Annotated in this window: 26 protein-coding genes and 1 pseudogene; 11 read left to right on the top strand and 16 right to left on the bottom strand. The window is 73.1% G+C overall.

What is annotated here, in order from left to right; all coding sequences use genetic code 11:
* Window positions 1–104: 104 nt before the first annotated feature.
* Complete coding sequence (locus AC061S_RS38175) at window positions 105–599, top strand: SRPBCC family protein (RefSeq protein WP_478690462.1); 495 nt, start codon at window positions 105–107, stop codon at window positions 597–599.
* A 4-nt stretch (window positions 600–603) separates the two neighbouring features.
* On the opposite strand, the gene AC061S_RS38170 is transcribed toward AC061S_RS38175, so the two are convergent.
* The 3 genes from AC061S_RS38170 to cds1 form a co-directional block, all read right to left on the bottom strand.
* Window positions 604–1,362: a hypothetical protein gene (locus AC061S_RS38170; protein ID WP_478690461.1), complete on the bottom strand. Its 759-nt coding sequence runs from the start codon at window positions 1,360–1,362 to the stop codon at window positions 604–606.
* Window positions 1,363–1,457: 95 nt separating this feature from the next.
* Window positions 1,458–2,015, bottom strand: a complete 558-nt coding sequence (locus AC061S_RS38165; RefSeq protein WP_478690460.1) for a hypothetical protein — start codon at window positions 2,013–2,015, stop codon at window positions 1,458–1,460.
* A gap of 182 nt (window positions 2,016–2,197) precedes the next feature.
* Window positions 2,198–3,328: an L-cysteine desulfhydrase Cds1 gene (gene cds1, locus AC061S_RS38160; protein WP_478690459.1), complete on the bottom strand. Its 1,131-nt coding sequence runs from the start codon at window positions 3,326–3,328 to the stop codon at window positions 2,198–2,200.
* Window positions 3,329–3,556: 228 nt separating this feature from the next.
* Here cds1 and AC061S_RS38155 point away from each other — a divergent pair, with 228 nt between their 5' ends.
* On the top strand, window positions 3,557–4,192 hold the full coding sequence (locus tag AC061S_RS38155; RefSeq protein ID WP_478690458.1) for an ATP-binding protein: 636 nt from the start codon (window positions 3,557–3,559) through the stop codon (window positions 4,190–4,192).
* 41 nt (window positions 4,193–4,233) lie between these two features.
* Here the strand turns inward: AC061S_RS38155 and AC061S_RS38150 are convergent, their stop codons facing one another.
* Window positions 4,234–5,649 (bottom strand): ROK family transcriptional regulator, encoded by a 1,416-nt coding sequence (locus AC061S_RS38150; RefSeq protein ID WP_478690457.1) that lies wholly within the window; start codon window positions 5,647–5,649, stop codon window positions 4,234–4,236.
* Between the two features lie 43 nt (window positions 5,650–5,692).
* Window positions 5,693–6,385: an alpha-ketoglutarate-dependent dioxygenase AlkB family protein gene (locus AC061S_RS38145; RefSeq protein WP_478690456.1), complete on the bottom strand. Its 693-nt coding sequence runs from the start codon at window positions 6,383–6,385 to the stop codon at window positions 5,693–5,695.
* A gap of 85 nt (window positions 6,386–6,470) precedes the next feature.
* On the opposite strand from AC061S_RS38145, the gene AC061S_RS38140 reads away from it, so the two are divergent.
* The 3 genes from AC061S_RS38140 (at window position 6,471) to AC061S_RS38130 (ending at window position 7,988) form a co-directional block, all read left to right on the top strand.
* Window positions 6,471–7,217, top strand: a complete 747-nt coding sequence (locus AC061S_RS38140; protein ID WP_478690455.1) for a maleylpyruvate isomerase family mycothiol-dependent enzyme — start codon at window positions 6,471–6,473, stop codon at window positions 7,215–7,217.
* Window positions 7,218–7,291: 74 nt separating this feature from the next.
* Window positions 7,292–7,561, top strand: a complete 270-nt coding sequence (locus AC061S_RS38135; RefSeq protein ID WP_478690454.1) for a DUF6332 family protein — start codon at window positions 7,292–7,294, stop codon at window positions 7,559–7,561.
* 10 nt (window positions 7,562–7,571) lie between these two features.
* Window positions 7,572–7,988 (top strand): VOC family protein, encoded by a 417-nt coding sequence (locus AC061S_RS38130; RefSeq protein ID WP_478690453.1) that lies wholly within the window; start codon window positions 7,572–7,574, stop codon window positions 7,986–7,988.
* On the opposite strand, the gene AC061S_RS38125 is transcribed toward AC061S_RS38130, so the two are convergent.
* Together AC061S_RS38125 and AC061S_RS38120 are read right to left on the bottom strand one after the other, a co-directional pair.
* Complete coding sequence (locus tag AC061S_RS38125; RefSeq protein WP_478690452.1) at window positions 7,974–8,972, bottom strand: spherulation-specific family 4 protein; 999 nt, start codon at window positions 8,970–8,972, stop codon at window positions 7,974–7,976. The genes AC061S_RS38130 and AC061S_RS38125 overlap by 15 nt on opposite strands.
* 240 nt (window positions 8,973–9,212) lie before the next feature.
* Window positions 9,213–9,911 (bottom strand): TetR/AcrR family transcriptional regulator, encoded by a 699-nt coding sequence (locus tag AC061S_RS38120; RefSeq protein WP_478690451.1) that lies wholly within the window; start codon window positions 9,909–9,911, stop codon window positions 9,213–9,215.
* A gap of 148 nt (window positions 9,912–10,059) precedes the next feature.
* On the opposite strand from AC061S_RS38120, the gene AC061S_RS38115 reads away from it, so the two are divergent.
* Window positions 10,060–10,518, top strand: coding sequence for a nitroreductase/quinone reductase family protein (locus tag AC061S_RS38115; protein WP_478690450.1), 459 nt, complete (start codon window positions 10,060–10,062; stop codon window positions 10,516–10,518).
* Window positions 10,519–10,706: 188 nt separating this feature from the next.
* Here AC061S_RS38115 and AC061S_RS38110 read toward each other — a convergent pair whose 3' ends face one another.
* A complete protein-coding gene (locus AC061S_RS38110) occupies window positions 10,707–12,086 on the bottom strand; it encodes a geranylgeranyl reductase family protein (RefSeq protein ID WP_478690449.1) in 1,380 nt (459 codons plus the stop codon).
* A gap of 201 nt (window positions 12,087–12,287) precedes the next feature.
* On the opposite strand from AC061S_RS38110, the gene AC061S_RS38105 reads away from it, so the two are divergent.
* Window positions 12,288–13,652: a M20/M25/M40 family metallo-hydrolase gene (locus tag AC061S_RS38105; RefSeq protein WP_478690470.1), complete on the top strand. Its 1,365-nt coding sequence runs from the start codon at window positions 12,288–12,290 to the stop codon at window positions 13,650–13,652.
* A gap of 98 nt (window positions 13,653–13,750) precedes the next feature.
* Window positions 13,751–14,533 (top strand): MBL fold metallo-hydrolase, encoded by a 783-nt coding sequence (locus AC061S_RS38100; RefSeq protein WP_478690448.1) that lies wholly within the window; start codon window positions 13,751–13,753, stop codon window positions 14,531–14,533.
* A gap of 42 nt (window positions 14,534–14,575) precedes the next feature.
* Here the strand turns inward: AC061S_RS38100 and AC061S_RS38095 are convergent, their stop codons facing one another.
* The gene (locus AC061S_RS38095) at window positions 14,576–15,616 is read right to left on the bottom strand and encodes an NUDIX hydrolase (RefSeq protein WP_478690447.1); all 1,041 of its coding nucleotides are present in this window, start codon (window positions 15,614–15,616) and stop codon (window positions 14,576–14,578) included.
* Window positions 15,617–15,823: 207 nt separating this feature from the next.
* On the opposite strand from AC061S_RS38095, the gene AC061S_RS38090 reads away from it, so the two are divergent.
* On the top strand, window positions 15,824–16,813 hold the full coding sequence (locus tag AC061S_RS38090; protein WP_478690469.1) for a LacI family DNA-binding transcriptional regulator: 990 nt from the start codon (window positions 15,824–15,826) through the stop codon (window positions 16,811–16,813).
* Here AC061S_RS38090 and AC061S_RS38085 read toward each other — a convergent pair.
* Window positions 16,803–16,997: a hypothetical protein gene (locus tag AC061S_RS38085; protein ID WP_478690446.1), complete on the bottom strand. Its 195-nt coding sequence runs from the start codon at window positions 16,995–16,997 to the stop codon at window positions 16,803–16,805. The genes AC061S_RS38090 and AC061S_RS38085 overlap by 11 nt on opposite strands.
* A 156-nt stretch (window positions 16,998–17,153) precedes the next feature.
* Here AC061S_RS38085 and AC061S_RS38080 point away from each other — a divergent pair, with 156 nt between their 5' ends.
* Window positions 17,154–19,409 (top strand): outer membrane protein assembly factor BamB family protein, encoded by a 2,256-nt coding sequence (locus AC061S_RS38080; RefSeq protein WP_478690445.1) that lies wholly within the window; start codon window positions 17,154–17,156, stop codon window positions 19,407–19,409.
* 30 nt (window positions 19,410–19,439) lie between these two features.
* On the opposite strand, the gene AC061S_RS38075 is transcribed toward AC061S_RS38080, so the two are convergent.
* From AC061S_RS38075 to AC061S_RS38055, 5 genes are all read right to left on the bottom strand, one after another.
* The gene (locus tag AC061S_RS38075) at window positions 19,440–20,738 is read right to left on the bottom strand and encodes a DUF6986 family protein (protein WP_478690444.1); all 1,299 of its coding nucleotides are present in this window, start codon (window positions 20,736–20,738) and stop codon (window positions 19,440–19,442) included.
* A 184-nt stretch (window positions 20,739–20,922) separates the two neighbouring features.
* Entirely contained in the window at window positions 20,923–21,885 is a 963-nt protein-coding gene (locus tag AC061S_RS38070) for an electron transfer flavoprotein subunit alpha/FixB family protein (RefSeq protein WP_478690443.1), read from the bottom strand.
* 59 nt (window positions 21,886–21,944) lie between these two features.
* A complete protein-coding gene (locus AC061S_RS38065; protein ID WP_243342015.1) occupies window positions 21,945–22,730 on the bottom strand; it encodes an electron transfer flavoprotein subunit beta/FixA family protein in 786 nt (261 codons plus the stop codon).
* A 200-nt stretch (window positions 22,731–22,930) separates the two neighbouring features.
* Window positions 22,931–23,485: a flavin reductase family protein gene (locus tag AC061S_RS38060; RefSeq protein ID WP_478690442.1), complete on the bottom strand. Its 555-nt coding sequence runs from the start codon at window positions 23,483–23,485 to the stop codon at window positions 22,931–22,933.
* A gap of 212 nt (window positions 23,486–23,697) precedes the next feature.
* Window positions 23,698–24,045 (bottom strand): TlpA family protein disulfide reductase, encoded by a 348-nt coding sequence (locus tag AC061S_RS38055; protein WP_478690441.1) that lies wholly within the window; start codon window positions 24,043–24,045, stop codon window positions 23,698–23,700.
* Between the two features lie 242 nt (window positions 24,046–24,287).
* On the opposite strand from AC061S_RS38055, the gene AC061S_RS38050 reads away from it, so the two are divergent.
* Window positions 24,288–25,010, top strand: a complete 723-nt coding sequence (locus AC061S_RS38050) for a lysophospholipid acyltransferase family protein (RefSeq protein WP_478690440.1) — start codon at window positions 24,288–24,290, stop codon at window positions 25,008–25,010.
* Window positions 25,011–25,262: 252 nt separating this feature from the next.
* Here AC061S_RS38050 and AC061S_RS38045 read toward each other — a convergent pair.
* Window positions 25,263–25,368 (bottom strand): annotated as a pseudogene (locus AC061S_RS38045) (IS5/IS1182 family transposase); the annotation flags it as partial.

Here is a 25,368-nt window from a genome sequence, read left to right as displayed (position 1 = left end):
GGACCACCCCGCGGCGGACAACTGACGGACCGACAGCTAAGGTGACAGCCCGCCGGATGCCACCGGACTCAGCCGGCCGTCCGCCGAACCGAGGGAGTGCCGCCATGGCCCGTCGACTCCGCCCCGTAGGACTGGACTTCATCGAGGTCGCCCCCACCCGCCTGGTCTTCGCCGGCCGGACCACGGCGGCTCCCGAGCACGTGTACCGGGCGCTGGCCGAGGAGGTGGAGGGCTGGCCGAGCTGGTTCCGGGCCGTCACCCTGGCCCGGCCCACCCACGGCGGCGCCGGGCGCGAGGTCAAGCTGGCGGGCGGGGTGCGCTTCCAGGAGACGATCATGGCCGCGGATCCGGAGCGGCGCTACGCGTACCGGGTCGACGAGACCAACGCCCCCGGCATACGGGCCCTGCTGGAGGAGTGGCGCCTCGCCCCCTCCGGCTCCGGCACCCACGTCCAGTGGACCTTCGCGGTGGACGGCCCGACCGCCGTCCGCTTCGCCGTCGCCGCGGCCCGGCCGGGACTCGGCCACTCCTTCCGCTCGGCGGTCCGCGCGCTGGACCTGCGGCTTGCGGAGCGGGGCGGACCAGTAGCGGATCAGTAGCGGATCACCAAGGGGCGTCCTGCCGGGAGGAGCCGTCGGGGCGGATACCGACGATCCGGTCGACACCCCGGTACCGTTCGGCCAGGTCGCCGTAGCCTCCGGCAGTCCACACCCGGAGGCGGAACTCGTGCAAGGTCAGAGCCGCCCCTTCACCGTCAAAGTGAACTCTGGCGCAGCGCCCGCAGTACCAACTCTGGAGCCAGAGCCGCTCGGCGGCGGCCAGGCCGGGCCGAACCTTCGCGCGGTACGCCCGGACGGTCATGGCGACCGCGACGAAGAGGCAGACGGCGCCCAGGAGCGCGACCGCCGAGATCACGCCGAGGAAGAGCAGGTCCGCCTCCGGCCCGGAAGCCTCGTTCCATCCCGGGTACGGATACTCCGGCCCAGGCTCCGCCCCGAACCAGTGCCCGACCAGGGAGCCGGCCAGAAAGGTGCCGATCGACACGAGCACCAGGACCACACCCAGGCAGCCGCGCCCCTGGACGGACGGGGTGGGCGGGGTGGGCGCCAGAGCCCGGGCCAGGCGCGAGACCACTTCCCGGGTGTACGTCCGGTGATCGCTGCCGACACCGGTCTCCTCGCGGACGTTGCAGTGCCCCTCCAGGAACACCGCCTGCACCGCCCGCACTTCGTCGGCCCCGCCGCAGCCGGGACACACGGAGAGCGACCCGGTGTCCGCCACCGGGGCCTGCGCGGGCTGCGGGGAGCCCTGCTCCCGCGTCCGCCCGTCCCGCTCCGGCCTGTTGTACCCGATGCCCGCCATAGTTCCCCCCGAGGCCGCGCCGTGATCGAAGTCCGCACAGCGTACGCAGTGGGCGCTGCCGCGCCTACGGGGTTGCCGCTACGGCCCGTACCGGTTCAGACCGCCGGGTGCCGCACCGCCAGGTCTCCGTAGCCGCCCGCCGACCAGACCCGGGTGCGGAACTCCTGCAAGCTCATGGCCCGTTCGCCGGCGAAGTGGACCGTTCCGCAGCGGCCGCAGTACCAGCCGTCCGCCCAGACGCGGTCCGCGGCCACCCGGCCCGGTTCGGTCCGGCGGCGCCAGACCCGTACGGCCCGGCCCGACAGGGCCAGCAGGAGGGGCCCCAGGAGCAGCGAGGCCGCCGAGATCCAGCCCAGGTAAGTCGTGGGGTCCTCGACTCCGAAGGGGAGGTCGCCGCCGCCCCCGTAGAACCGCGGTGCCGTGTCCCCCTCGAACCACTTCCCCGCGATCCCGCCCCAGACGAACGCGCCGATCGACACCAGGACGAGGAGCGCCCCGAGGCAGCCCATGGCGCTGTCGTCCGGCTCGTCCGGGGCGATCGCGAGGGCTTTGGCGAGCGCCGAGTTCTCCTCGCGGGTCGTGACGTTGTCGCCGTCGCCGCCCTTGCTCTCCACGCTCAGCTTGGCCTTGGCCCGCAGGTACGCGGCGGACACGCCGAGCACCTGGTCCTCCCGGCCGCACCGGGGACAGGCCAACGAGCCGTCGCCGCCCCCGTCTTGGCCCCCCGCATGCGTACCGTCACCCGTGAACTCCGCCATATGGCTCCCCGCCCGTGCCGCACCCCGAAGTCCGCACAGCGTAGCCAGCGGGCCCGGTCCCGGCCAGGGAAAACGTTTCAGCCGACGGGCTCGCTCCACACGCCGGTCGCCAGCATGGTGTCGAGCGTCCGCGCGTACGGGGTGATGTCGAGCCCCTGCTCCGCCAGCCACGCGTCGGAGTAGTACTTGTCCAGGTAGCGCTCGCCCCCGTCGCAGAGCAGCGTCACGACGCTGCCCGTGCGCCCCTCCGCCACCATCTCCGAGATGATCTTCAGCGCGCTCCACACCCCGGTACCGGTGGAACCGCCCGCCTTGCGGCCGATCACCCGCTCCAGCGCACGGCACGCCGCGACGCTCGCGGCGTCCGGGACCCGCATCATCCGGTCGACGGCCCCGGGGACGAAGCTCGGCTCCATCCGGGGCCGGCCGATGCCCTCGATGCGCGAGCCGCAGTCGCTGGTCGCGTGCGGGTCGTTGCGGGTCCAGCCGTCGAAGAAACAGGAGTTCTCCGGGTCCGGGACGCAGATGCGGGTGTCGTGCTGCATGTAGTGCACGTAGCGCGCGATCGTCGCGGAGGTGCCGCCGGTGCCGGCCGTGGCCACGATCCAGGCGGGCTCGGGGTAGCGCTCCAACCGGAGCTGCTGGTACATCGATTCGGCGATGTTGTTGTTGCCGCGCCAGTCCGTCGCCCGCTCCGCGTAGGTGAACTGGTCCATGTAGTGGCCGCTGGTGCGGGCCGCGAGCTCCGCGGACTCTTCGTACATCTTCATCGAGTCGTCGACGAAGTGGCATTCGCCGCCGTGGAACTCGATGAGCCGGCACTTCTCGGGGCTCGTCGTCCGCGGCATGACGGCGATGAACGGGACGCCGATCAGCTTGGCGAAGTACGCCTCCGAGACGGCCGTGGAGCCGGACGAGGCCTCGATGACGGGGCGGCCGGGGCGGATCCAGCCGTTGCAGAGGGCGTAGAGGAACAGGGAGCGGGCGAGGCGGTGCTTGAGGGACCCCGTCGGGTGGGTGGACTCGTCCTTGAGGTAGAGGTCGATGCCCCAGGCTTCCGGGAGCGGAAAGCGCAGCAGGTGGGTGTCGGCGGAGCGGTTCGCGTCCGCCTGCACCTTGCGGACGGCCTCTTTCAGCCAAGCGCGGTAGTCCGCGTCGCTGCGGTCGACGTCGACGGTCGTGGCGGTCGTACCGGTGGTGGTGCTCATGCGCCGTGCTCCTTCGTACTTCCCGAGGTCCCGAGTGCGCGCCGGGCGTTTCTCCGCACCGCCCGCTTTCGAAATGTACCCCGCCCACCTGCACAAATGGTCACTTTGGGTATCTATGCGAATCGCTTTCGATCGCGTTCGGTTGCACACCGGCCCACAGTGGGTGACCCTGGGGAGGCGTCACCGAGGGTGCAGCACCCGTAACACTGATGTCGGGGAGTCGCAGCCGTGATCAGTCATTCCCGCAGGCACTGCGTCGTCGAACTGCAGGCCCTGCCCTTGCGGATCGGACAGATCCGCCGAATCGTTTCAGCGCAACTGCGCCACTGGCAGCTCGATCCGCTCATAGACCGGGCTGCGCTCGGCGTGACAGAGCTGCTCAGCAACGTGCACCGCCATGCTCAGCCGGACAAGACCTGCACGGTCGAGATCGAGCTCCGCCTCGGTCGGCTGACGGTCTCCGTCTACGACAGCGACCCCCGCCTCCCGATGCTCCGGGACCCCGGGGGCTCCGCCGCCGCCGAGGCCGCCGAGGCAGGCCGGCCCGCGGGCACGTGCCCGGTCGACGCCCTGGAGACGTCCGGACGCGGGCTCGCGCTCGTGGAGGCGCTCAGCGAGGCCTGGGGTGCGCGGCGGCAGGACGACTGCCCCGGCAAGGTGGTGTGGTTCTCCCTGCGCGCCGCCCCCGGCCCGGCCGCGCCGGAGCGCCACCCGGTGCTCCTGGCCGAGAAGCCGGTGCCGGTGCCGCTGCCCGAGAAGAAGCCCGTACGGGACCCCGCGCCGGCCCTGCCCGTGGCCGCACCCCCCGAGCCGGTCTCCGCCGGCCTGTCGGTGAGCGCCTCGGTCGGCGCCCGGCCCGGGTAGCCTCCGGCCGCCGCGGACGGCCGGAGGGGCCGCCCCAGCCGTCAGGCCGCCGTGCCCAGGGTCCCGAGCGGGTCGTCCAGCACCGGCTGCCACGCCAGCTCGGCGGCGCCGACCAGGCTGTTGTGGTCGAGCGTGCACGGCAGGATCGGCACGCCGCCGCTGCGCCCCCACAGGCTGCGGTCCGCGACCACCGCGCGCAGCCGCTCGGGGTCGGCGTAGAGCAGCTCCCGGTGGAGTCCGCCCAGGATGATCCGGTCCGGGTTCAGGATGTTGACCAGGCCCGCGAGGCCCAGGCCGAGCCGGTCGATGAGCTCTTCGACGGCCGCCCGCACGCCCGGGTCCGCGGCTTCCTCGCGGAGCAGGTCGCGGGCCTGCTGGAGCAGGGACACCTCGGGGCCCGGGGTGCGCCCGGCGGCGGTCAGGAAGGCCAGCGGATCGGCCTCCACGTCGAGGCAGCCGCGGCTGCCGCAGTGGCAGGCGCGCCCCTCCGGGTTCACGGTGAGGTGGCCGACCTCCAGGGCCAGGCCCGAACTCCCGCTGTGCAGGCGGCCGTCCAGGACGAGCGCCCCGCCGACCCCGCGGTGCCCGGTGGCCACGCACAGCAGGTGCTGCGCGCTGCGGCCGGCGCCGTGGCGGTGCTCGGCGAGCGCGGCGAGGTTCACGTCGTTGCCGGTCAGCGCGGGGCCGTCGATGCCGGCCTCCTTCACGCAGTCGGCGAAGATGGCCCGGACCGGGGAACCGGCGGGCCAGGCCAGGTGCAGCGGGTTCAGCGCCGTACCCTCCGGCTCCGCGACCGCCGAGGGCACCGCGAGGCCGGCGCCGATGCAGCGCCGACCGGTCTGCGCGAGCAGCGCGGCCCCGGCTTCGACCACCGCGCCGAGCACCTGCGCGGGGTCGGCCGACACGGGCACCCGCCCGGGAGCCGTGGCGACGATCCGGCCGCCGAGGCCGACCAGGGCGGCCCGGAAGCCGTCCGAGTGCACCTGGGCGGCCAGGGCCACCGGGCCGTTCTCGTCCACGGAGAGCCGGTGCGAGGGGCGGCCCTGGGTGCCGCCCGCCCCGCCGGGGCGGGAGTCGACGCGGATCAGGCCGAGCGCCTCCAGCTCGGCGGCGACGGCGCCGGCGGTGGCGCGGGTGACGCCGAGCTCGGCCGTCAGGACGGCGCGGGTCGGGGCCCGGCCGGTGTGGACGAGCTCCAGCGCCGGCCCGAGCGCGCCGCGGCCCCGCTCCAGCTTGGTCCGCGCGGAGCCAGCTGCCGCTGCCGAGGCCGCCGAGGGAGACGAGGCCGACGCCGCAGACGCTGAAGCCCCTCCCGTGGATGCCGTCGGCGCGGCGGACGCTCCGGCGGGTCCGGCCCTGTCGGATCCCTCGACCGTGCCGGTCCCTTCGGTCCCGTCCGTCTCAGCGGACACCGTGGTCACATCCCCCACCCGCCGCGGGGCCCCGTTGCCGTTCATGACAGCGATCCTCGCATGATCGGAGGGTCGAGGACGCCGCCTGCTAGCCGAGCCCGCCGACCCGCAGTGTGATGTTCAGCCGCCCGGTCAGTCCGAGGCCCTGCGGGGCGGTGCCGGGCAGGACTTTCGGCACCCCGTGAAAGGCCCGCCGGACCGGCCCGCCGAAGACGAACAGATCCCCGCTGCGCAGCTCAAGGTCCCGATACGGACGCCCGCGCGAGGCCGTGTTGCCGAAGCGGAAGAGGCAGGAATCACCCAGGCTCAGCGAGACCACGGGGGCTTCGGAGCGCTCCTCGGCATCCCGGTGCATGCCCATGCGGGAGTCGCCCTCGTAGAAGTTGACCAGGGCGATGTCGTACGCAAGGTCCGGATCCGGAGCCTGCCCGTACGCGGCGGACACGGCGTCGCGCCCCAGCCGCGCGAGCCAGTCGGGCATCGCCTTGACCGGCGCACCGTCCCCGTCGACGGCGGTGGAGGCGTATCCGTACGGGTACCAGTGCAGCCCCAGGCACACCTGCCGGGCGCTCATCGTCCCCCCACCCGGCGTGCGCACCGTCCGCAGCCCGGCGGGCGGCCTGGCCCATCCCCGGCAGGCCGCCACCAACTCCCGCTGCCGCCCGGGCCCCAGCCAGTCGGGCACGTGCACGGCGCCGGGCACGATCTCGGTCCGCTCGCGCGGGAAGAGCTCCCGCGCGAACAGCTCGCGCGGGAAGAGCTCGCCGTCCCTGTGCTCCATGGCTTCCGCCACCTCCTCCGCACCGCCTCCGTGACCTCCATCTTCGTTCGTTGTGCCTCCCCGCGGCGGCTGCGAGACTCCTGGCATGGAGATCATCAGCTATGTGAAGACCGTGGCCCGCGAGGGCGAGCAGCTCGCCGCCACCGCCGAACGGGCCGGTACGGACGCCCTGGTGCCCACCTGTCCGCAGTGGCGGGTCGCCGATCTGCTGCGCCACACCGGCTCCGTGCACCGCTGGGCCACCGGGTACGTGGCGCAGGGCCTGACCGAGCGGGTGCCGTTCCCGGACGCGCCGGAGCTGGTGGGCGCGGAACTGTTGGCCTGGTTCCGCGAGGGCCACGCCACGCTGGTGCGGACGCTGACCGGGACCTCTGCCGATGCGCAGTGCTGGACCTTCCTGCCGACCGCGCCGCCTTCGCCGCTGGCCTTCTGGGCGCGGCGCCAGGCGCACGAGACCACTGTGCACCGGATGGACGCGGAGGCCGCGCTGGGCGTGCCCTTCGGGGCGGTGGACCCGGACGTCGCGGAGGACGGGGTGGACGAGCTGCTGACCGGGTTCCACGCGCGGCCGCAGAGCCGGGTGCGGACGGCGGAGCCGCGGGTGATGCGGGTACGGGCCTCCGACACGGGCGCGGTGTGGACCGTACACCTGTCCCAGGAGCCAGCGCGCACGGTGCGCGGGGACGCGTACGGCGAGGAGGCCGACTGCACGCTGACGGGCGAGGCCTCCTGGCTCTACGCGGCACTGTGGAACCGGCAGCCGCTCACCGGACCGGGCGTGACGGGCGATGCGGAACTGGCCCGGCTCTGGGTGGACACGGCCGGCATCTGACCTCCGGCCTATGGCCTCTGGGGCCACCGGGAGCACCCTTGTGGTGGTGCGGGTCGCGCGGCGAGACTGCGCGCATGGAACGACGCAGTCAGACCGACCGGGACGCGGTCACCATCGAGATCGTGTACGCCTTCGTCAGCGGCGCCTTCGCGGCCGGACTCACCTTCGCGGCGCTGTACGGCCCCGCCCTGGCCTTCGACCTCTCCCCCGCCGCCGGCCGAACCCTGGCGATGGTGGGCGCCGCACTGGCCGCGGCGGTGTTCCTCCTCCGGATCACCCACGTCCTGTGGCGCTTCGCCCGCCGCCCGGAGGGCGAGGAGCGCCAGGATTCCGGGCGCTCCTAGACTGGGCCGTATGGATTCCCCGGCCGGACGGCCCGCAACGGCCACGGCGGGGGCGGCGACGGAGAACGACGTGCCCGGCGGCGGAGGGCGGGTGTCCGCGGCCCGGGTATCGCTCCTCGTGCTGTACACGCCGCGGTTGGAGGAGTGCCGCCGGTTCTACGCGGACCTGGGCCTGGCCTTCGCCGCGGAACACCACGGCCGTGGACCCGAGCACTACGCGGCCGTCCTCCCGGACGGCATGGTCCTCGAGCTGTACCCGGCCCGCGACGACCGTCTCACCGGCGCCCTGCGGCTGGGGCTGGCCGTCGACGCGGAGGTCACGCGTCCGCCGCTCGCCCCGGGGCGCCACCGGTTCGTCGACCCCGACGGCCGTACCGTCGAGATCACCGCCGCCGGGCGGACGGAGGCCGGCTCAGCCCAGGGTTGACGCGTACCAGGTCTGGGCGCGGTACTTCCAACTGGGCTGGGCGTCCCAGGGGTTCGGCATCCGTGCGCTGGTCGCGTAGGCGTAGCCCGCGCCGCGTTCGAAGGCCGTGCGGAGCGTGGCCCGCATCGCGGTGGCGTCCGGGACGTCGTGCACGAGGTGCCAGAACGCGGTGCCGCTCGGGTCGAGTTCGGCGCCGGAGCGGTAGCCGGTGGCTTCGTTGAAGACGTTGCCGCCGAGCCAGCCGCCGCCCGTGTAGGCCGCGTACGTGTCCTCGTAGGTGACGAAGACGTCGGCGGTGCGGCGGCCGGGCTCCAGGAAGCAGTCGGCGATGGCCGTACCGGGGTTGTTGACGACCAGGTCCGCGGTGCCGGGGGCGACGGCTTCGATGGTGTCCTGCACGTAGCGGCGGAGCTCCGCGTAGTAGTCGCGGATGGCGTTCGCCGGGCCGCAGTCGCGGCTGACCACGTCGAAGAAGATGCCGTCCACGTGGAGGCGGCCGTCACCGCCGCCGGAGGGCTTGAGGTAGTTGTCCACGGAGGCCTTGACCGCGGCGAGGTCGCGGTTGCCGTGGTCGGTGTGGACGTAGCCGAGCACCTTGGTCTTCTCGCCGGTGGCGGTGGTGGCGGTGCGCAGCACGTCGGCGCGGGCCTGCCAGGGGGCGTCGAACGGGGAGTCGCCGTTGCCCGGGTTGAGGACCACCACCGAGGCGGCCGGGCTGGTGGCCGTCAGATCGACGAGCATCGGGTCGTCGGCCCAGACGTAGGCCGGGACGGCTATCTCCAGGCCGCGTACGCCGGCCGCCCGGGGCGTCGGTCTCTCCTCGGGGGTCGGTCTCACCTCGGGGGTCGGGGCGGGGGCCGGGGCGGGGTCCCGGGCCTGGGCTCGGGCCGGCTCCGAGCTCGCCGACGCGGTGACGGCCGGCGCCGGCGCGGCGAGTAAGAGGGTGGCCAGTACGGCGTAAACGGCCTTCGCGGCGCGGGTCATGACTGCTCCTCGGGGCGGCGGCGGGGCGGCGCCGGGGCGATGGCCGGGCGCCGGGGACGACAGCCGGGACGGGACCCCGGCCCGAGGAACACTAGACGGGCGGCCGGGGGCGCCAAGGCCGATTCCCCTGCTTCAGTACGAGGAACTGACAAGCGAACTTTCCCCGCGCCGCCGGTGCGGTCCCGCGCGGCCCGGCCGTGCGGCCCCGGTGCGGCCCAGCCGGGCGGCCCCCGTGCGGCCTTACACGGCGGGCAGTCCGACCCCGTGCGCCAACTGCCCGGCGGCGTGCGCGAAGAAGGCGGCACGGTCCTCGACGACCCGGTTGAACTGGCCGAACAGTTCGAAGGAGATCAGACCGACGAGCTGCGCCCAGGCGGCGACCAGGGCCGCGGCGGCCTCGGGGGGCAGACCTTCCGCGAAGTCCGCGGCCATGCGGGCGGCTTCGGGACGCAGCTCGGCGGGGAGCGGCGGGAGGGAGATGCCGCGTCCCTCGTAGGCGGCGCGGACGATGCCGATGAGGGTGTTGCCCACGCGGGAGGCGGGGCCGACGGTGTCGAGGGGGGCGGTGTAGCCGGGGACGGGCGAGCCGTAGATGAGGGCGTACTCGTGCGGGTGCTCCAGCGCCCAGTCGCGGACGGACCCGCAGACCGCGGCCCAGCGGGCGCGGGGGGTGCCGCCGGCGGCGAGCGCATGGGTGTCGGCGGCCTCGGCGGCGGCGCCGACGCTGTTGTAGGCGTCGACGATGAGGGCGGTGAGGAGCTCGTCGCGGCTGGGGAAGTAGCGGTAGAGGGCGGAGGAGACCATGCCCAGCTCGCGGGCGACGGCGCGCAGCGAGAGCTTGGCGGCGCCCTCCGCGGCGAGCGCGCGGCGCGCCTCGTCCTTGATGGCGGCGGTGACTTCGATGCGGGCCCGTTCCCTGGCCCCTCGCACGGTGCTCATGAGGGTCAGTGTGCCACGCGGTCAGAGCACTGCCCAACAACGAGAGCGCCGATCTATAGAGAGAGCAGTGCTCTTGTTTCGGAGCGTCGATCCGTGCACACTGTTCTCAAGCGAGAGCAGTGCTCTCCCAAACACCCCGGAGGCCACCATGAACGCGCCCAAGCCGTACTACGTGAAGGCCGGCCCGCTCGACATCCGCTTCAACGCCCTCGTCGGCAAGCTCGCCCGCCTCGGCATGAGCCTGGCTGGAACAGCCGAGCTGTCGGTGCGCGGCCGCACCTCCGGCACGATGCAGCGGATCCCGGTGAACCCGTACGACCAGGACGGCACCCGGTACCTGGTCTCCGCCCGCGGCCACTCCCAGTGGGTCCGCAACATGCGCGCCGCGGGCGGCGGCGAGCTCCGGTTGGGCCGCACCGTGCACGCCTTCACCGTCACCGAGATCACCGACCCCGCGGAGCAGGCCATCGTCCTGCGCGGCTACCTGAAGAAGTGGGGCTGGGAGGTCAACCGGTTCTTCAACGGGGTCACCGCGAAGTCCTCCGAGTCCGAGCTCCGCGCCGCCGCCCCCGACCACCCGGTCTTCCGCATCACGGTCACCCCCTGACCCGCCCACCCGGGCGGCCTCGGGGCCCCGCTGCCCGGCCGGCCGGCACCGCCCCGGCCCCGAAACGCGGCGGCGGCCTCGCCGGTACACCCGGCAAGACCGCCACACTCCGCGCCTCGGCGCCGCCGCCGCTCCCCGACCGGGGGCGGCGACTTCACCTCTGGGCTCACTCCGGGCTCACCCCGAGCTCAGTCCTTCGCCCCGTCCTGGGCTCCGTCCTGCTCCTCAGCCCCGACCCCGGCCCCAGCACCAGCACCAGCCTCGCCCCCAACCGCCCCCCGGCTCCGCGCCTGCCGGGCGTCGAGCACGTGCAGCGCCTTGCGCGCCAGCGGGTACGTACGCACCATCTCGGCCAGCGTCAGCGAGCCCCGCGCGATCCGGGCGAAGGCCAGCCAGGCCGGCCGGAAGCCGGTGATCGCCGTGTGCAGCAGGCCCGGCTTGGCCTCGAAGAGTTCCAGCATCCGCTTGCCGACGCCCATCTCCACACCCAGCCCGGCCTTGACGGCGAAGGCGTAGTTGAGGGCCTGGCGGCGCGCGTCCACGGCGTCCTGGGCCTCGGAGATCTTCACGGCCCACTCCCCGGCGAGCCGCCCCGAGCGCAGCGCGAAGGAGATGCCCTCCCGGGTCCACGGCTCCAGCAGTCCGGCCGCGTCGCCCGCCACCAGGACCCGCCCGCGCGAAAGCGGCGATCCGGGCTTGCGGCAGCGGGTCAAGTGCCCGGAGGAGATTTCCGGTTGGAAGCCCGACAGGCCCAGACGGGCGATGAAGTCGTCCAGGTACCGCTTGGTCGCGGCGCCCTCGCCCTTCGCCGAGATGACCCCGACGGTGAGGGTGTCGCCCTTGGGGAAGACCCAGCCGTAGCTGCCGGGCAGCGGCCCCCAGTCGATGAGGACCCGGCCCTTCCAGTCCGCGGCGACCGTCTCCGGGACGGGGATCTCCGCTTCCAGGCCGAGGTCGACCTGGTCCATCTCGACGCCGACGTGCGCGCCGATCCGGCTCGCGCTGCCGTCCGCGCCGACCACGGACCGGGCCAGCACGGTCTCGCCGTCGGCGAGGATCACGGCGACGGTCCGCCGGTCGGGCACGGAGGCCCCGTGCTGTTCCACCCGCGCGACGGCCGTGCCCGTGCGGACCGTGGCGCCGGCCTTCTCCGCCTCGGCGACCAGCGCCGCGTCGAACTCGGGCCGGTTGATCAGCCCGAACAACATCTGCTTCGAACGCCGGGTCCGGGGGTACTTCCCGTCCAGCGAGAAGGTGACCGCGTGGACGCGGTCCTTGAAGGGCAGCACGAAACCCGGCGGGAGCGCATCGCGCGAGGGGCCGATGATGCCTCCGCCGCAGGTCTTGTACCGGGGCAGTTCCGCCTTCTCCAACAGCAGAACGCGCCGTCCCGCGGCGGCCGCCGCGTGCGCGGCCGAGGACCCGGCCGGCCCGGCCCCGACCACGACCACGTCCCACACCTCGCCGGTCTCCCCGGCCGTCTCCGCGTCCGCCCCCTGAGCGGCCTGTCCTGCCGCCGCGTCGCGTACGTCGCGTACGTCGCCGCTGTCGCTCTCGTCGCTGCTCACGATGTGCTGCTGCTCCTGATCATGCGGTTCATACCGTTGCTCCGATGCCGGGGAAATCCTACGGCGCGAGATCGACTGCCCCGTTGTGCGAGGATCGGAAGAGTCCTTTGCCGTAGCCCGCATACGCACACCCCGCGCATGCGGGACACGTATGCGTACCCGTACACGTACACCAACGTCGCACCCAAGAGGAGCGTGCCCATGCCGTCTCATCCGATCGCCGAGACCGTCGCCTCGCTGATGCCCCGCGCCAAGCAGGAGCTGTCCGAGCTGGTGGCTTTCCAGTCGGTGGCGGACTGGGCCCAGTTCCCCCAGAGCGAGAGCCAGGCCGCCGCGAACTGGGTGGCCGACGCGCTGCGCGCCGAGGACTTCCAGGATGTGGCGCTGCTCGACACCCCCGACGGCACCCAGTCGGTGTACGGGTTCCTGCCCGGCCCGGCGGATGCCCCGACCGTCCTCCTGTACGCGCACTACGACGTGCAGCCCCCGCTGGACGACGCGGCCTGGGTCTCCCCCGCCTTCGAGCTGACCGAGCGGAACGGCCGCTGGTACGGCCGCGGTACCGCCGACTGCAAGGGCGGGTTCATCCTGCACCTGCTCGCGCTGCGCGCCCTGAAGGCCAATGGCGGCGTGCCGGTGAACGTGAAGGTGATCGTCGAGGGTTCGGAGGAGCAGGGCACCGGCGGCCTCCAGCAGTACGCGACCGCCCACCCCGAACTGCTGGCCGCCGACGCCGTCGTGATCGGCGACGCGGGCAACTTCCGTACGGGCCTGCCCACGGTCACCGCGACCCTGCGCGGCATGTGCCTGCTGAAGGTCAAGATCGACACCCTGGGCGGCAACCTGCACTCCGGCATGTTCGGCGGGGCCGCCCCCGACGCGATGGCCGCCCTGATCCAGCTCCTCGCCTCGCTGCGCGCGCCGGACGGTTCGACCACGGTGGACGGGCTGGCCTCGGACGCGGTGTGGGAGGGGCTCCAGTACCCGGAGGCCGACTTCCGCTCCGACGCGAAGGTGCTCGACGGGGTCGAGCTGATCGGCGAGGGCACGATCGCGGACCGGCTGTGGTCCCGGCCGGCCGTCACCGTGCTGGCCATCGACTCCCCGCCGCTGATCGGTGCCACCCCTTCGGTGCACGCGAGCGCGGGCGCGCTGGTGAGCCTGCGGGTACCGCCGGGTGTGGACACCGCCGAGGCGATCAAGCTGCTGGAGGCGCACCTGGTGGCGCACACCCCGTGGAAGGCGCGCCTGGAACTCGAAGTCGTCGGCCAGGGACAGCCGTTCCAGGCGGACACGGACAGCCCCGCGTACGCCTCGATGGCGCAGGCCATGAAGGCGGCCTACCCGGGCCAGGAGATGCAGATCAGCGGCATGGGCGGCTCCATCCCCCTGTGCAACACGCTGACCGAGCTGTACCCGGACGCGGAGATGCTGCTCATCGGCCTGAGCGAGCCGGAGGCGCAGATCCACGCGGTGAACGAGAGCGTCTCCCCGGAGGAGCTGGAGCGCCTTTCGGTCACGGAGGCGCTGTTCCTCCTCAACTACGCGGAGTCCAAGCGCGCCTGACGGTGCCACAGGCGGACTCCGGACGGTCCGCTACGGGCGAACCACGCTGACGGCGCAACCTCCGCCGTCAGCGTGGTGCGCACACGTACGTTCGAGTGATGGATCTCGTAGAAGTCATCCCCGACCGCCTGCACATGCTCCGGTTCCCCATAGGCCAGGCCTACCTCTGGTGCGACGGAGCGGACTTGACCCTGATCGACGCGGGCCACGCCGGTTCGGCGGACGCGATCGAAGCGGCGATACGTTCCCTCGGACTGCTGCCGGAGCGGCTGGAGCGCATCGTCGTGACCCACTGCCACGGCGACCACTTCGGCTCGGCGGGCGAACTCTCCGCCCGCTGGGGCGCCCCGGTGCTGGCGCACGCGCTGGACGCCCCGGTGATCCGCGGCGACCAGCCGGTTCCGGAGCCGGTGCTGCTGGACTGGGAACTGCCCCTGTGGGAGCACGCCATGACGGTCCCACAGGCCCCTGCGACCGCGGTGGACCGGGAGTTGGCGGACGGAGAGGTACTCCCCTTCGGCGCCGGTGCGGTCGTCGTCCACGCGCCGGGTCACACCCCGGGCAGCATCGGCATCCATCTCCCCGCGCACGGCGTGCTGTTCACGGGCGACTGCATCGCCGGCGTCGGGCAGGTGATCCTCGGCGTCTTCAACGTGGACCGCGCCGGGGCCGTCGAGTCGATGCTCCGGCTGGCCGCACTCTCCCCTTCGACGGCCTGCTTCGGCCACGGCGACCCCCTGACCTCGGACACCGCGGCCACCCTCCTCGCGGCAGCGGAAACGACAGCGAAGGCGCAGGCGGAAGCGGAAGCGGAAGCCGAAGCGGAAACCGCTCCCGCACCCGCACCCGCGGCTCGGCCTTCGCCCACCCCGGCGGGCTGATACCGACGGCGGGCCGGGGCCGGCCCCGGCCCGCCCCCTCGGCTACGGGACCGCGCGCCCCGCTTCCAGGTATGCCGCCCGGCCCCGCTCGCGTGCCCGCAGGGCCCACCGGAGCCTCTCGTACCGCACCTGCGGCAGCAGGCCCGCCGCTTCCTCCTCCGTCACGAACCGCCAGGCCCGCAGCTCCGGTCCGGGCAGACGCAGCCGTCCGGCCTGCGCCGCCGACAGCCGGCCGCCGTCGAACAGCAGCCGCAGGCCGCCGTAGCCGGCCGGGGGCCCCGGCGGCTCCCAGTCCACGACCAGGAGCTCGGGGAGGCGCTCCAGTACGAGGCCGAGTTCCTCCTCGACCTCCCGTACCCCCGCGCACGCCGGGGCCTCCCCCGCCTCGACGACCCCGCCCGGGAACTCCCACCCCGGCTTGTACGTCGGATCCACCAGCAGCACCCGGTCCGCGTCGTCGAAGAGCAGCACCCCGGCCGCGACCGTCTCGCGCGTCGGCTGCGGGGTCTGCACGATGTCGCAGACCCGGGCCGTGTCGGTGCGCACGGCCTCGGCGATCCGCCGGGCCGTCTCCCGTACGGTCAGGGTCCCGTTGTCGATGACGTGGGCGTCGGCCGCGAGCCAGCCCAGCGCGTGCTGGTAGGCGGGGATGTGGTCGTAGGCCCACTTCCGCACCCGCAGGTCCACGTCTTCCGCCGCCCCGGGCTCCTCCCGGGTCGCGATCCGCTCCCGAAGGATCGTTTCCTCCGGGGCGAGCAGCACGTGCCGCACCGCGATCCTGCGCGCCGCGAGCCCGCCGAAGATCTCGTCGCGGTACTCCTGCCGCAGCAGCGTCATCGGTACCACCAGCACCCCGCCCAGCTCCGCCAGCATCGCCGCCGCCGTGTCCACGACGAGCCGCCGCCAGCTCGGCAGGTCCTGGTAGTCGGACACCTCGGCAAGGCGTTTGCGCGGCAGCAGTACGCGCAGCGCGTCACCGATGAACTCCGGGTCGAACAAGGTGCTCTCCGGCAGGAGGCCGGTCAGCTCGCGCGCTGTGCTGCTCTTCCCGGCGCCGAAGGTGCCGTTGATCCAGACAATCACGTCTGCCCCTCTCCCGATGCCCCCAGTGGCTTGCCCGCACCACCCTGCCACGGAAACCCCGGTGCTCCGCCGAGTGCTTATCCTCAAGGTCAGGGGCCTGTCCGCAGCGTCGGGCCCGCACCGCCACAGCGCCCGCCCCTCCGGAGGTCCGACACCGTGCCGCACACCCGCCGCCCGCCCGAGCCCCGCTACGGCAACCGGCCGACCATGAAGGACGTGGCGGCCCGGGCCGGCGTGGGCCTCAAGACGGTGTCACGCGTGGTCAACGGGGAGCCGGGGGTCACCCCGGACACCGAGAAGCGGGTCCAGGAAGCCATCGACGCCCTCGGTTTCCGCCGCAACGACAGCGCGCGCGTCCTGCGCAAGGGCCGCACCGCCACCGTCGGCCTGGTCCTGGAGGACCTCTCCGACCCCTTCTACGGACCGCTCAACCGGGCTGTGGAAGAGGTGGCCCGCGCCCACGGCGCCCTGCTCATCAACGGCTCCAGCGACGAGGACCCGGAGCGCGAGCGGGAGTTGGCGCTCGCGCTGTGCGCCCGCCGGGTGGACGGGCTCGTGGTGATCCCGGCCGGGGACGACCACCGCTATCTGGAGCCGGAGATCCGGGCCGGGGTGGCCACGGTGTTCGTGGACCGCCCGGCGGGCCGGATCGACGCGGACGTGGTCCTGTCCGACAGCTTCGGCGGTGCCCGGGACGGGGTGGCCCACCTGATCGCGGTCGGCCACCGCCGGATCGGCTTCATCGGCGACCACCCGCACATCCACACGGCGACCGAGCGGCTACGGGGCTATCGCGCGGCCATGGCGGACGCCGGCCTGCCGGTCGACGGCTCATGGATCTCCCTCGGCACGACGGCCCCGGAGCGCGTCACGGCCGCGGCCCGCTCGATGCTGTCCGGCCCGGAGCCGGTCACGGCCCTCTTCGCCGGGAACAACCGCGTGACGGTCACGGCCGTACGCGTCCTCGCGTCCCTGCCCCACCCGGTGGCCCTGGTCGGCTTCGACGACTTCGAACTCGCCGACCTGCTGAACCCCGGGATCACGGTGATCGCCCAGGACGCCGCGGCCCTGGGCCGCGTGGCCACGGACCGCCTCTTCCAACGCCTGGCGGGCGCCGACCTCCCCCCGGCCCGCATCGAACTCCCCACCCGCCTGATCCCCCGCGGCTCGGGCGAGCTCCCGCCGTTCACCGGATGAGGCCGCGCAGCACGGGCACGGCCCCGCCGGCGGCGGTGAGCCCGGCGAGGACGGACAGGGCCGGGTGCACGCCGCCGAGGTAGCTCAGCCCGCCGGTGACCAGGCCGGCGAACAGGGCGCCGAGGAGCACGACTGCGGCGTGCAGGGTCAGGAAGGCCGGCTCGGTGTCCGAAGGTGTGGTCATGCCCCGATTGCACCGCCCTTCGTGCCCGTGCGCCGCCCGTACCGAACGACCCGGACCGCCTCCGAACACCGCCGGACACCGGCGCTGACCGGCACTGTTCCGCGCTGTTCGGGATTGTCCGGCGGAGCGCCCGGCACGGCCCTAACCTGTGCGGTGATGGACAGCGTGCGTGCATTCAGCGAAGAACTGGAGTCGTTCGCGGCGGACTTGCGCCGACTGCGGCTCGACCGGGGCAAGCCGTCCTACCGCGAACTGGCCGCGCGTGCGGTGAAGTCCCAGACCGGCATCCGGCTGCCCGTGTCCACCCAGAGCGACGCCTTCCGCGGGGACCGCCTTCCGGGCCTGGACCGCCTGATGGGCCTGGTCCGCATCCTCCACTCGTACGACGAGTTCGGGCAGGAGCGGCCCGTCCCACCCCACAACTCCCCCGAGCTGGAACCCTGGCGCCGGCGCTGGCGCGACCTGGCCGCCCTGGATCCCGTCCGGCGCTCCCCTGCGCCCGTACCCCTCACGACTCGGCGAGTCCCCCTTCCGGGGCCCCCACCCGCTCCCGTCGGTGGGACCGGCTTCGCCGTGGCCCACGTGCTCACCGCCCGGACGGACAACAACTGGTGTGTGGCGTTCTCGCCCGACGGCCGGATCCTCGCCGTGTCCGGGGTGAACGAGGAGAGCGCGGCTGTCCAACTGTGGGATCCCGTCCTCGGAGTCCCCGTCGGCCTGCTCGAAGGCGGATGCGTTGCCTTCGCCATGGCGTTCTCCCCCAGCGGCCGCCTCCTGGCCGTCGGGGACGACGCCGGCACGGTCACCCTGTGGGACACCGGGACACTTGAGCAGGCGGGGCCGCCCCTGCTCGGCCACGACGGCTGCATCGACGTGGTCGTCTTCTCGGCGGACGGCCGGACACTGGTCACCGCCGACGACGATGTCGTCCACCGGTGGGACACGACGACCGGAGAACCCGCCGGATCACCTCTCATCGGCGAGATCAAGGCGATGTTCTGCCGCGCCGACGGCGGCATCCTGGCCGCGCTCAGGACCAATCACACGCTGCACCTGTGGGATCTGACGACCGGTGCAAGTATCGGCAAGCCCCTCATCGAGAAGATCCCCGAGACCGTCGGGGCCGCGTTCTCCGGCGACGGCGCCCTGCTGGCCACGACGGTCGGGGAAGAGACCCTGCTGTGGGACACCGCGACCGGCACCGTCGCGTACCAGCTGCCCGAAGCGGCCGGCCACGGGTACACCATGGCCTTCTCCCTGGACGGCCGCCTGCTGGCCACCATGAGCGACCACGGCACCGTACGCCTGTGGGACCCTCCGACCGGTGCCCTCCTGGGCCCGCCCCTGGCGGGGCACAAGGGTCCGTTCGACCGGTTGGCCGTGTCCCCCGACGGCCGCATGCTCGCCCTCTGCGGCGAGGGCGACACCCTGGTGGTGTACCACGCCGAACCGTACGCGGGGCCCTCGCCTTCCGCGCCGCTCGCGGCACGAGCCCTCGAATCCGCCTTGCGCACGCACCAGGCCCTCGCTCTGCCTGCCCTGTCGACGCAGAGCGGAGTCGCTCTGCGCAGGCTGGCCTTCTCGCCGGACGGCAGCCGTCTCCTGGTCCGCACCGGGGACGGCCGGATCCTCACCTGGGATCCGGCGGCACGCGTCCAGCTGCCCGGGTCCCTGCCCGCGCCGACCGGTATGGCCCCCTGGGGGCTGGACTTCCCCGCCGACGGCGGGTCGACCAGGCTGTGGACCCCGGCCGGGCCGCCCCACCGTCCCGTGTCCCTGGTACAGCACGTCGCGTTCCGATCCGCTGCCCGGCAGGCGGCCGTGATCGGGTCGGAGGGGCAGGTACTGCTCCTGGACTGGTCCGGCGACCGGAGGGCCACCGCACGCGTTCCCGTCGGGGTGTCGGACGTGTTCGCCCTCGCCGCCCCTCCGAACGGGGGCGTGCTGGCCGCCGCCGTGGGCGAGCGGGTGGTGCTGTGGGATCCGGCCGCCCCGGAAGGGGCCGACCTGGAGCTGGAGGCCCACGTGAGCACCGTCGGCGCCATGGCCTTCTCCCCGGACGGCTGTCTGCTGGCGACCGGCGACGCCGAAGGGCGCATCCTGCTGTGGGACGTGAGTGCCCCCGCTCCCCCCGGCCGCCGTCTCCCCGGGCACGCCGGGGCTGTGTACGACCTGGCGTTCTCCCCGCAGGGGAACCGGCTGGCCAGCGCGGGTGCGGACGGCGCCGTGCAGCTCTGGGACCCTGCCGCGGGTGAGGCCACCACCGGTGTGCCGTTGACCGGTCACAGCGGAGCCGTCCGCGGTGTCGCCTTCTCTCCCGACGCGAGCCTGCTGGCAGCCTCCGGGGACGACGGCACCCTGCGCTGCTGGCTCCTGCCGACCCCGCGGACGCGGACGGCCCGGCCCCTGTGATCCGGGGCCGGGCCGTCCGCGTCGTGTGCGTCAGGCGGTCGCCGTGAGCGTCGCCGAGCGGCGCGGGATGGCGAAGGCGTCGAGTTCCGCGCGGGTCAGGCCGGTGAGGGCGGTGACCTCCTCGGCGCCGACGGCGCCGCAGTCCAGGCCGCGGACCAGGTAGCCGGCCAGCGCCTTCGCGGTGGCGGGCTCGTCCATGACGTCGCCCTCGATCTTGGCGACGTACGCCTTCAGGCGCGCGGCGGCCGTTTCGAGGCCCTCGCGGTAGAAGACGAAGACGGCCGCGTAGCGGGTCGGCAGGTGCGCCGGGTGCATGTCCCAGCCCTGGTAGTAGGCACGGGCCAGGGCGCGGCGGGTGAGGCCGTAGTGCAGCTTCCAGGCCTCGTGGACGTGCTCGGTGGTGCCGATCGGCAGGACGTTGGTCGAGCCGTCGGAGACGCGTACGCCGGTGCCGGCGGCCGCGACCTGCATGATCGCCTTGGCATGGTCGGCGGCGGGGTGGTCGCTCGACTGGTAGGCGGCGGAGACGCCGACGCAGGCGCTGTAGTCGAAGGTGCCGTAGTGCAGGCCGGTGGCGCGGCCCTTCGAGGCCTCGATCATCCGGGCGACCGCGGCGGTGCCGTCGGAGGCGAGGATGGACTGGCTGGTCTCGATCTGGATCTCGAAGCCGATCCGGCCCGGGCGCAGGCCGCGGGCGGTCTCGAAGGCCTCCAGCAGCTGCACGAAGGCCGTGACCTGCTCGGGGTACGTGACCTTGGGCAGCGTCAGGACCAGGCCCTCGGGCAGGCCGCCGTGCGCGAGCAGGCCGGAGAGGAAGATGTCGGTGGTCCGGATGCCGCGGTCGCGGACGTTGGACTCCATGCACTTCATCCGGATGCCCATGTACGGGGCGTTCGTGCCGTTGGAGAAGGCTTCGGCGACGAGGCGGGCGGCGCGGGCCGCGGCCTGGTCCTCCTCCTCGTCGGAGCGGACGCCGAAGCCGTCCTCGAAGTCGACGCGGAGGTCCTCGATGGGCTCGGAGGCGAGCTTGGCGCGGACGCGGTCGTAGACCGGTACGGCCAGCTCGTCGGAGATGCCGAGCACCTTGGCGAAGGTGGCGGCGTCCGGGGCGTGCTCGTCCAGGGCCGCGAGGGCCTGGTCGCCCCAAGTGCGGATGGTGTCCGCGGCGAAGACGTCACCGGGCACGTAGACCGTGTGGATGGGCTGACGGGTGCCGGGGTCGCCCGGGTAGTGGCGCGCGAGTTCCGCGTCCACCGGCTTGAGGGAAGCGCTGATGCCCTCGCTGACCGCGCCTGCGAGGCTCGTCGCCACCTTCTCCTGCTGACCCATCGTGCACTCTCCTCTTTTCCGCTTCACGGAATCTTAGATCCGCATTACAGAATTTAGTCACGGGGTTCCGCTCAGTCAATGGTCCCTCCGCCGTCCTGGACAAACGACTCGGGGCCGTGCGGTGAGAAACACCACACGGCCCCGGAGACCACTTGCCCCGCAGGTCAGCGCCTGCGGCAGGGTTTTAGCCCTTGCGCGCCTTGATCTCGTCGGTCAGCTGCGGGACGACCGCGAAGAGGTCGCCGACCACGCCGTAGTCGACGAGGTCGAAGATCGGGGCCTCGGCGTCCTTGTTGATCGCGACGATCGTCTTGGACGTCTGCATGCCGGCGCGGTGCTGGATCGCGCCCGAGATGCCGGAGGCGATGTACAGCTGCGGGGAGACCGACTTGCCGGTCTGGCCGACCTGGTTGGAGTGCGGGTACCAGCCGGCGTCGACGGCGGCGCGCGAGGCGCCGACGGCCGCACCGAGGGAGTCCGCGAGCGCCTCGATGATGTGGAAGTTCTCGGCGCCGTTGACGCCGCGGCCGCCGGAGACCACGATCGCGGCCTCGGTCAGCTCGGGGCGGCCGGTCGACTCGCGCGGGGTGCGGGAGGTGACCTTGGTGCCGGTGGCGAGGGCGCCGAAGGTGACGGCGAGTGCCTCGACGGTGCCGGCGGCCGGGGCGGCCTCGACCGGGGCCGAGTTCGGCTTCACGGTGATGACCGGGGTGCCCTTGGAGACGCGGGCCTTGACGCTGAAGGACGCGGCGAACGCGGCCTGCGTCGCGACCGGACCCTCGTCACCGGCCTCCAGGTCGGTGGCGTCGGTGATGATGCCGGAGCCGATGCGGACCGCCAGGCGGGCGGCGATCTCCTTGCCCTCGGCGGAGGAGGGGACCAGCACGGCGGCCGGGGACACGAGGTCGTACGCGGCCTGGAGCGCGTCCACCTTCGGCACGACGAGGTAGTCGGAGAACTCCGGGGCGTCGGCGGTGAGGACCTTGACGGCACCGTGCTCGGCGAGCACGGCGGCGGTGGCCTCGGCACCGGCGCCGAGGGCGACGGCGACGGGCTCGCCGATGCGGCGGGCCAGCGTCAGCAGTTCGAGGGTGGGCTTGCGGACGGCGCCGTCGACGTGGTCGACGTAGACGAGGACTTCAGCCATTGGGGATGCTCCTGCGAATGCGAAGTAGTCAGGGGGCGTTTGAGAAGGGGCCGAAGCTCTTAGATGAACTTCTGCTCCGCAAGGAAGGCGGCCAGCGACTTGCCGCCCTCGCCCTCGTCCTTGACGATCGTGCCGGCGGTGCGGGCCGGACGCTGGGTCGCGGAGTCGACCGCGGTCCAGGAGCCTTCGAGACCGACCTCGTCGGACTCGATCTCCAGCTCCTCCAGGTCCCAGGACTCCACCGGCTTCTTCTTGGCGGCCATGATGCCCTTGAAGGACGGGTAGCGGGCCTCGCCCGACTGGTCCGTCACCGAGACGAGCGCCGGGAGGGAGGCCTCCAGCTGCTCGCTCGCCGAGTCGCCGTCGCGACGGCCGGTCACGACACCGTCCTCGACCTTGACCTCGGAGAGCAGGGTGACCTGCGGGACGCCCAGGCGCTCGGCCAGGATCGCCGGGAGGACACCCATGGTGCCGTCGGTCGACGCCATGCCGGTGATGACCAGGTCGTACCCGGCCTTCTCGATCGCCTTGGCGAGCACCAGCGAGGTGGCCATGACGTCGCTGCCGTGCAGGTCGTCGTCCTCGACGTGGATGGCCTTGTCGGCACCCATCGACAGCGCCTTGCGCAGCGCGTCCTTCGCGTCCTCGGGGCCCACCGTCAGGACGGTGATCTCCGCGTCGTCGGCCTCGTCGGCGATCTGCAGCGCCTGCTCGACGGCGTACTCGTCGAGCTCCGACAGCAGGCCGTCGACGTCGTCACGGTTGACGGTCAGGTCTTCGGTGAACTGCCGGTCGCCAGTGGCGTCGGGCACGTACTTCACACAGACAACGATCCTCAGGCTCACGCCGGCTCTCCTACCGCATCGACATTTCTGGTACCGCCTTGTTCAGGCAGCATAGGCGCCATCTCGGGCCGTTCCCGCCGGGGCGGCCCGCGCCCCGTCAGGAATGTTACTCGTCAGTACACAGCGGGTCCCGCCAGGTTGCAAGGCCGGTGAACTGTGATCTGGCCAACGCCGGTGGAACCGGCCCCAGCAGGGACGATTCAGTCCCGCAACGCGTTGAAGCGCCCTTGGTGGTACAGCAGCGGCCGGCCCTCGCCGGACGGGTCCCCCACCGGGTCACCCGCCGGGTCCCCGGCGACCGCCTCCGCGATGATCACCCGGTGCTCGCCGGCCGGGACCCGCGCCACGACCCGGCACACCAGCCAGGCCAGTACGCCGCCCAGGACCGGAACCCCGTGCGGGCCGGCCGCCCAGTCGGTGGCCGACCCGAAGCGGTCCGCTCCGTTGCGGGCGAACAGGCCCGCCAACTCCCCCTGCCGCTCGCCGAGTATGTGGACCCCGAGGTGCTCGGAGTCCCGCATCGCCGGCCAGCTCGAGGACCCGGTGCCGATGGTGAACGAGAGGAGCGGGGGGTCCGCCGAGACGGAGTTGAGGGAGGTCGCGGTGAAACCCACCGGCCGGCCGCCGCTCTCGGCGGTGATCACGGCGACGCCCGCGGCGTGCCGGCGGAACACCGAGCGCAACAGCGCGGGCGAGCCGGGCAGGCCGGCGCCGGCCCGTGGGGACGGAGCCGTCGGAGCCGTCGGAGCCGTCATCAGGAGGTGCCCCGTCCGTAAAGCAGGAGTTCATACCGCATATCGCAAGCCTGACGATCTCCCGTGTACGCAGTCAAGCCTCAACGGGCAGATGTAGGGCGCGTCACGCTGCGTGCGGACGCGTGTACCGGCTCACCGGACGCCGCCCGCTGCCCGCGCCGGGCGGGGTGCGCGCCCGGCGAGGTCCGCGCCCGCCGAGGTCCGTGCCCGCGTCATACGGCGGCCCCCAGGGCTGCGATCACGTCCGCCTTGCGCGGCATTCCGGCGGCCCGCCGTACGATCCGCCCGGCCGCGTCCAGGACCAGTACCGTCGGGGTCTTCTCGATGCCGAGGGCCCGTACGAGGTCCAGGTTCTTCTCGGCGTCGATCTCGATGTGCCGGACGCCCCCGACCATGGCCGCGACCTCGTCCAGGATCCGCCGGGTGGCCCGGCAGGGCTGGCAGAAGGCACTGGAGAACTGCACGAGCGTGGCCCGCTCCCCCGGCTCGGCGCCCAGTTCGGCGATGCCCAGCCGGCCTTCGCCCGCGCCCTCGTCCCGCTCGCCCGCTCGCACCCGCACTCCCGTCTCCGCCCGTCACCCGGCCCGTACGGGCACCCGCCCATCATCCCGGTACGTTCGTACGCTGATCGGAGCGCCCCGCAGGCGCGCCGCATTCCCGGCGTGACGAGAATCTCGCCGGGCAGGGGCGTCTGGACTGGCCTGCGGCTCCCGTATGGGGCACGATCCCCATGGCCGCGTACCTACGCTGCCGTAACTTCCGGCCGGGAGCACCTCCAGGCAGAAAGCGGGGTCTCCCCACCATGGCTGAGCTCGTCTACCCCCCGGTTATCGGTGCCGCGCACACCCTCTTCCGTGCGCTCGACGTCCGTATCGACATGAAGGGCACCGAGAACATCCCGCGCAAGGGCGGGGCGGTTCTGGTGTCGAACCACATCGGCTACCTCGACTTCATCTTCGCCGGGCTGACCGCGCGCCCGCAGAAGCGGCTCGTCCGCTTCATGGCGAAGGAGTCGGTGTTCCGGCACAAGGTGTCCGGTCCGCTGATGCGCGCGATGAAGCACATTCCGGTCGACCGCTCCCAGGGCGAGACGGCGTACCAGCACGCGCTCGACTCGCTGCGCGCCGGCGAGATCATCGGCGTGTTCCCGGAAGCGACGATCTCCCAGTCCTTCACGCTCAAGAGCTTCAAGTCCGGTGCGGCCCGCATGGCCCAGGAAGCCGGCGTCCCGCTGATCCCGGTGGCGCTGTGGGGAACGCAGCGGATGTGGACCAAGGGCCGCCCGAAGGACCTCAAGCGCAGCCACATCCCGGTGACGATGCGGGTGGGCGAGCCGCTGGAGGCGCCCTCCGACCAGTACGCCGGGGCCATCACCCGCCGGCTGCGCGAGCGGGTGCAGGAGCTGCTGGACGCGGCCCAGAGCGCCTACCCGGCCAAGCCCAAGGGCGTCGAGGACTCCTGGTGGCTGCCGGCCCACCTCGGCGGCACCGCGCCGACCCCGGCACAGGTCAAGGAAGCCGGCTGAGGGCGGCCGAGACCCGCTGAGCCTTCCGACGACCGCGGCCCCGCTCGACGGCGGGGCCGCGGGCTGCCGTAGAGGGGGCGTCAGTTCGGGTTCTGGGCGTGGGTCAGCGTCTCCCACGCCTCGAAGTGGTTCTCGGTTCCCGCCGGGCGGCGGCCCTCGGTGAGCCGACGGGTGTTCTCCATGGTGACGCCCAGCCGCGTGTGCAGGGCGTTTTGACTTCCGATCCCCTCCCTAAGGGTGTCCGCCAGTAGGTCATCGGATGCGGGGGTTTCGAGGGCGGGTGTCCCAGCGGTAGAGGGTCCAGGCGCGTCGGATCAGGCAGCGGACAGTGATGACTGTGCTGGCCAGAGCGATGAAG

The sequence above is a fragment of the Streptomyces sp. CA189 genome (assembly GCF_056428985.1).
Note: the sequence above shows the minus strand (reverse complement) of the source record. Positions and strands in the feature narration are given on the sequence as shown.

Coding starts and splice junctions, on each gene's coding strand:
- AC061S_RS38175 (WP_478690462.1), top strand. CDS start 105: ATGGCCCGTCGACTCCGCCCCGTAGGACTGGACTTCATCGAGGTCGCC.
- AC061S_RS38170 (WP_478690461.1), bottom strand. CDS start 1,362: ATGGCGGGCATCGGGTACAACAGGCCGGAGCGGGACGGGCGGACGCGG.
- cds1 (WP_478690459.1), bottom strand. CDS start 3,328: ATGAGCACCACCACCGGTACGACCGCCACGACCGTCGACGTCGACCGC.
- AC061S_RS38150 (WP_478690457.1), bottom strand. CDS start 5,649: ATGAACGGCAACGGGGCCCCGCGGCGGGTGGGGGATGTGACCACGGTG.
- AC061S_RS38145 (WP_478690456.1), bottom strand. CDS start 6,385: ATGGAGCACAGGGACGGCGAGCTCTTCCCGCGCGAGCTGTTCGCGCGG.
- AC061S_RS38140 (WP_478690455.1), top strand. CDS start 6,471: ATGGAGATCATCAGCTATGTGAAGACCGTGGCCCGCGAGGGCGAGCAG.
- AC061S_RS38135 (WP_478690454.1), top strand. CDS start 7,292: ATGGAACGACGCAGTCAGACCGACCGGGACGCGGTCACCATCGAGATC.
- AC061S_RS38130 (WP_478690453.1), top strand. CDS start 7,572: ATGGATTCCCCGGCCGGACGGCCCGCAACGGCCACGGCGGGGGCGGCG.
- AC061S_RS38125 (WP_478690452.1), bottom strand. CDS start 8,972: ATGACCCGCGCCGCGAAGGCCGTTTACGCCGTACTGGCCACCCTCTTA.
- AC061S_RS38120 (WP_478690451.1), bottom strand. CDS start 9,911: ATGAGCACCGTGCGAGGGGCCAGGGAACGGGCCCGCATCGAAGTCACC.
- AC061S_RS38115 (WP_478690450.1), top strand. CDS start 10,060: ATGAACGCGCCCAAGCCGTACTACGTGAAGGCCGGCCCGCTCGACATC.
- AC061S_RS38105 (WP_478690470.1), top strand. CDS start 12,288: ATGCCGTCTCATCCGATCGCCGAGACCGTCGCCTCGCTGATGCCCCGC.
- AC061S_RS38100 (WP_478690448.1), top strand. CDS start 13,751: ATGGATCTCGTAGAAGTCATCCCCGACCGCCTGCACATGCTCCGGTTC.
- AC061S_RS38090 (WP_478690469.1), top strand. CDS start 15,824: ATGAAGGACGTGGCGGCCCGGGCCGGCGTGGGCCTCAAGACGGTGTCA.
- AC061S_RS38085 (WP_478690446.1), bottom strand. CDS start 16,997: ATGACCACACCTTCGGACACCGAGCCGGCCTTCCTGACCCTGCACGCC.
- AC061S_RS38080 (WP_478690445.1), top strand. CDS start 17,154: ATGGACAGCGTGCGTGCATTCAGCGAAGAACTGGAGTCGTTCGCGGCG.
- AC061S_RS38075 (WP_478690444.1), bottom strand. CDS start 20,738: ATGGGTCAGCAGGAGAAGGTGGCGACGAGCCTCGCAGGCGCGGTCAGC.
- AC061S_RS38070 (WP_478690443.1), bottom strand. CDS start 21,885: ATGGCTGAAGTCCTCGTCTACGTCGACCACGTCGACGGCGCCGTCCGC.
- AC061S_RS38060 (WP_478690442.1), bottom strand. CDS start 23,485: ATGACGGCTCCGACGGCTCCGACGGCTCCGTCCCCACGGGCCGGCGCC.
- AC061S_RS38050 (WP_478690440.1), top strand. CDS start 24,288: ATGGCTGAGCTCGTCTACCCCCCGGTTATCGGTGCCGCGCACACCCTC.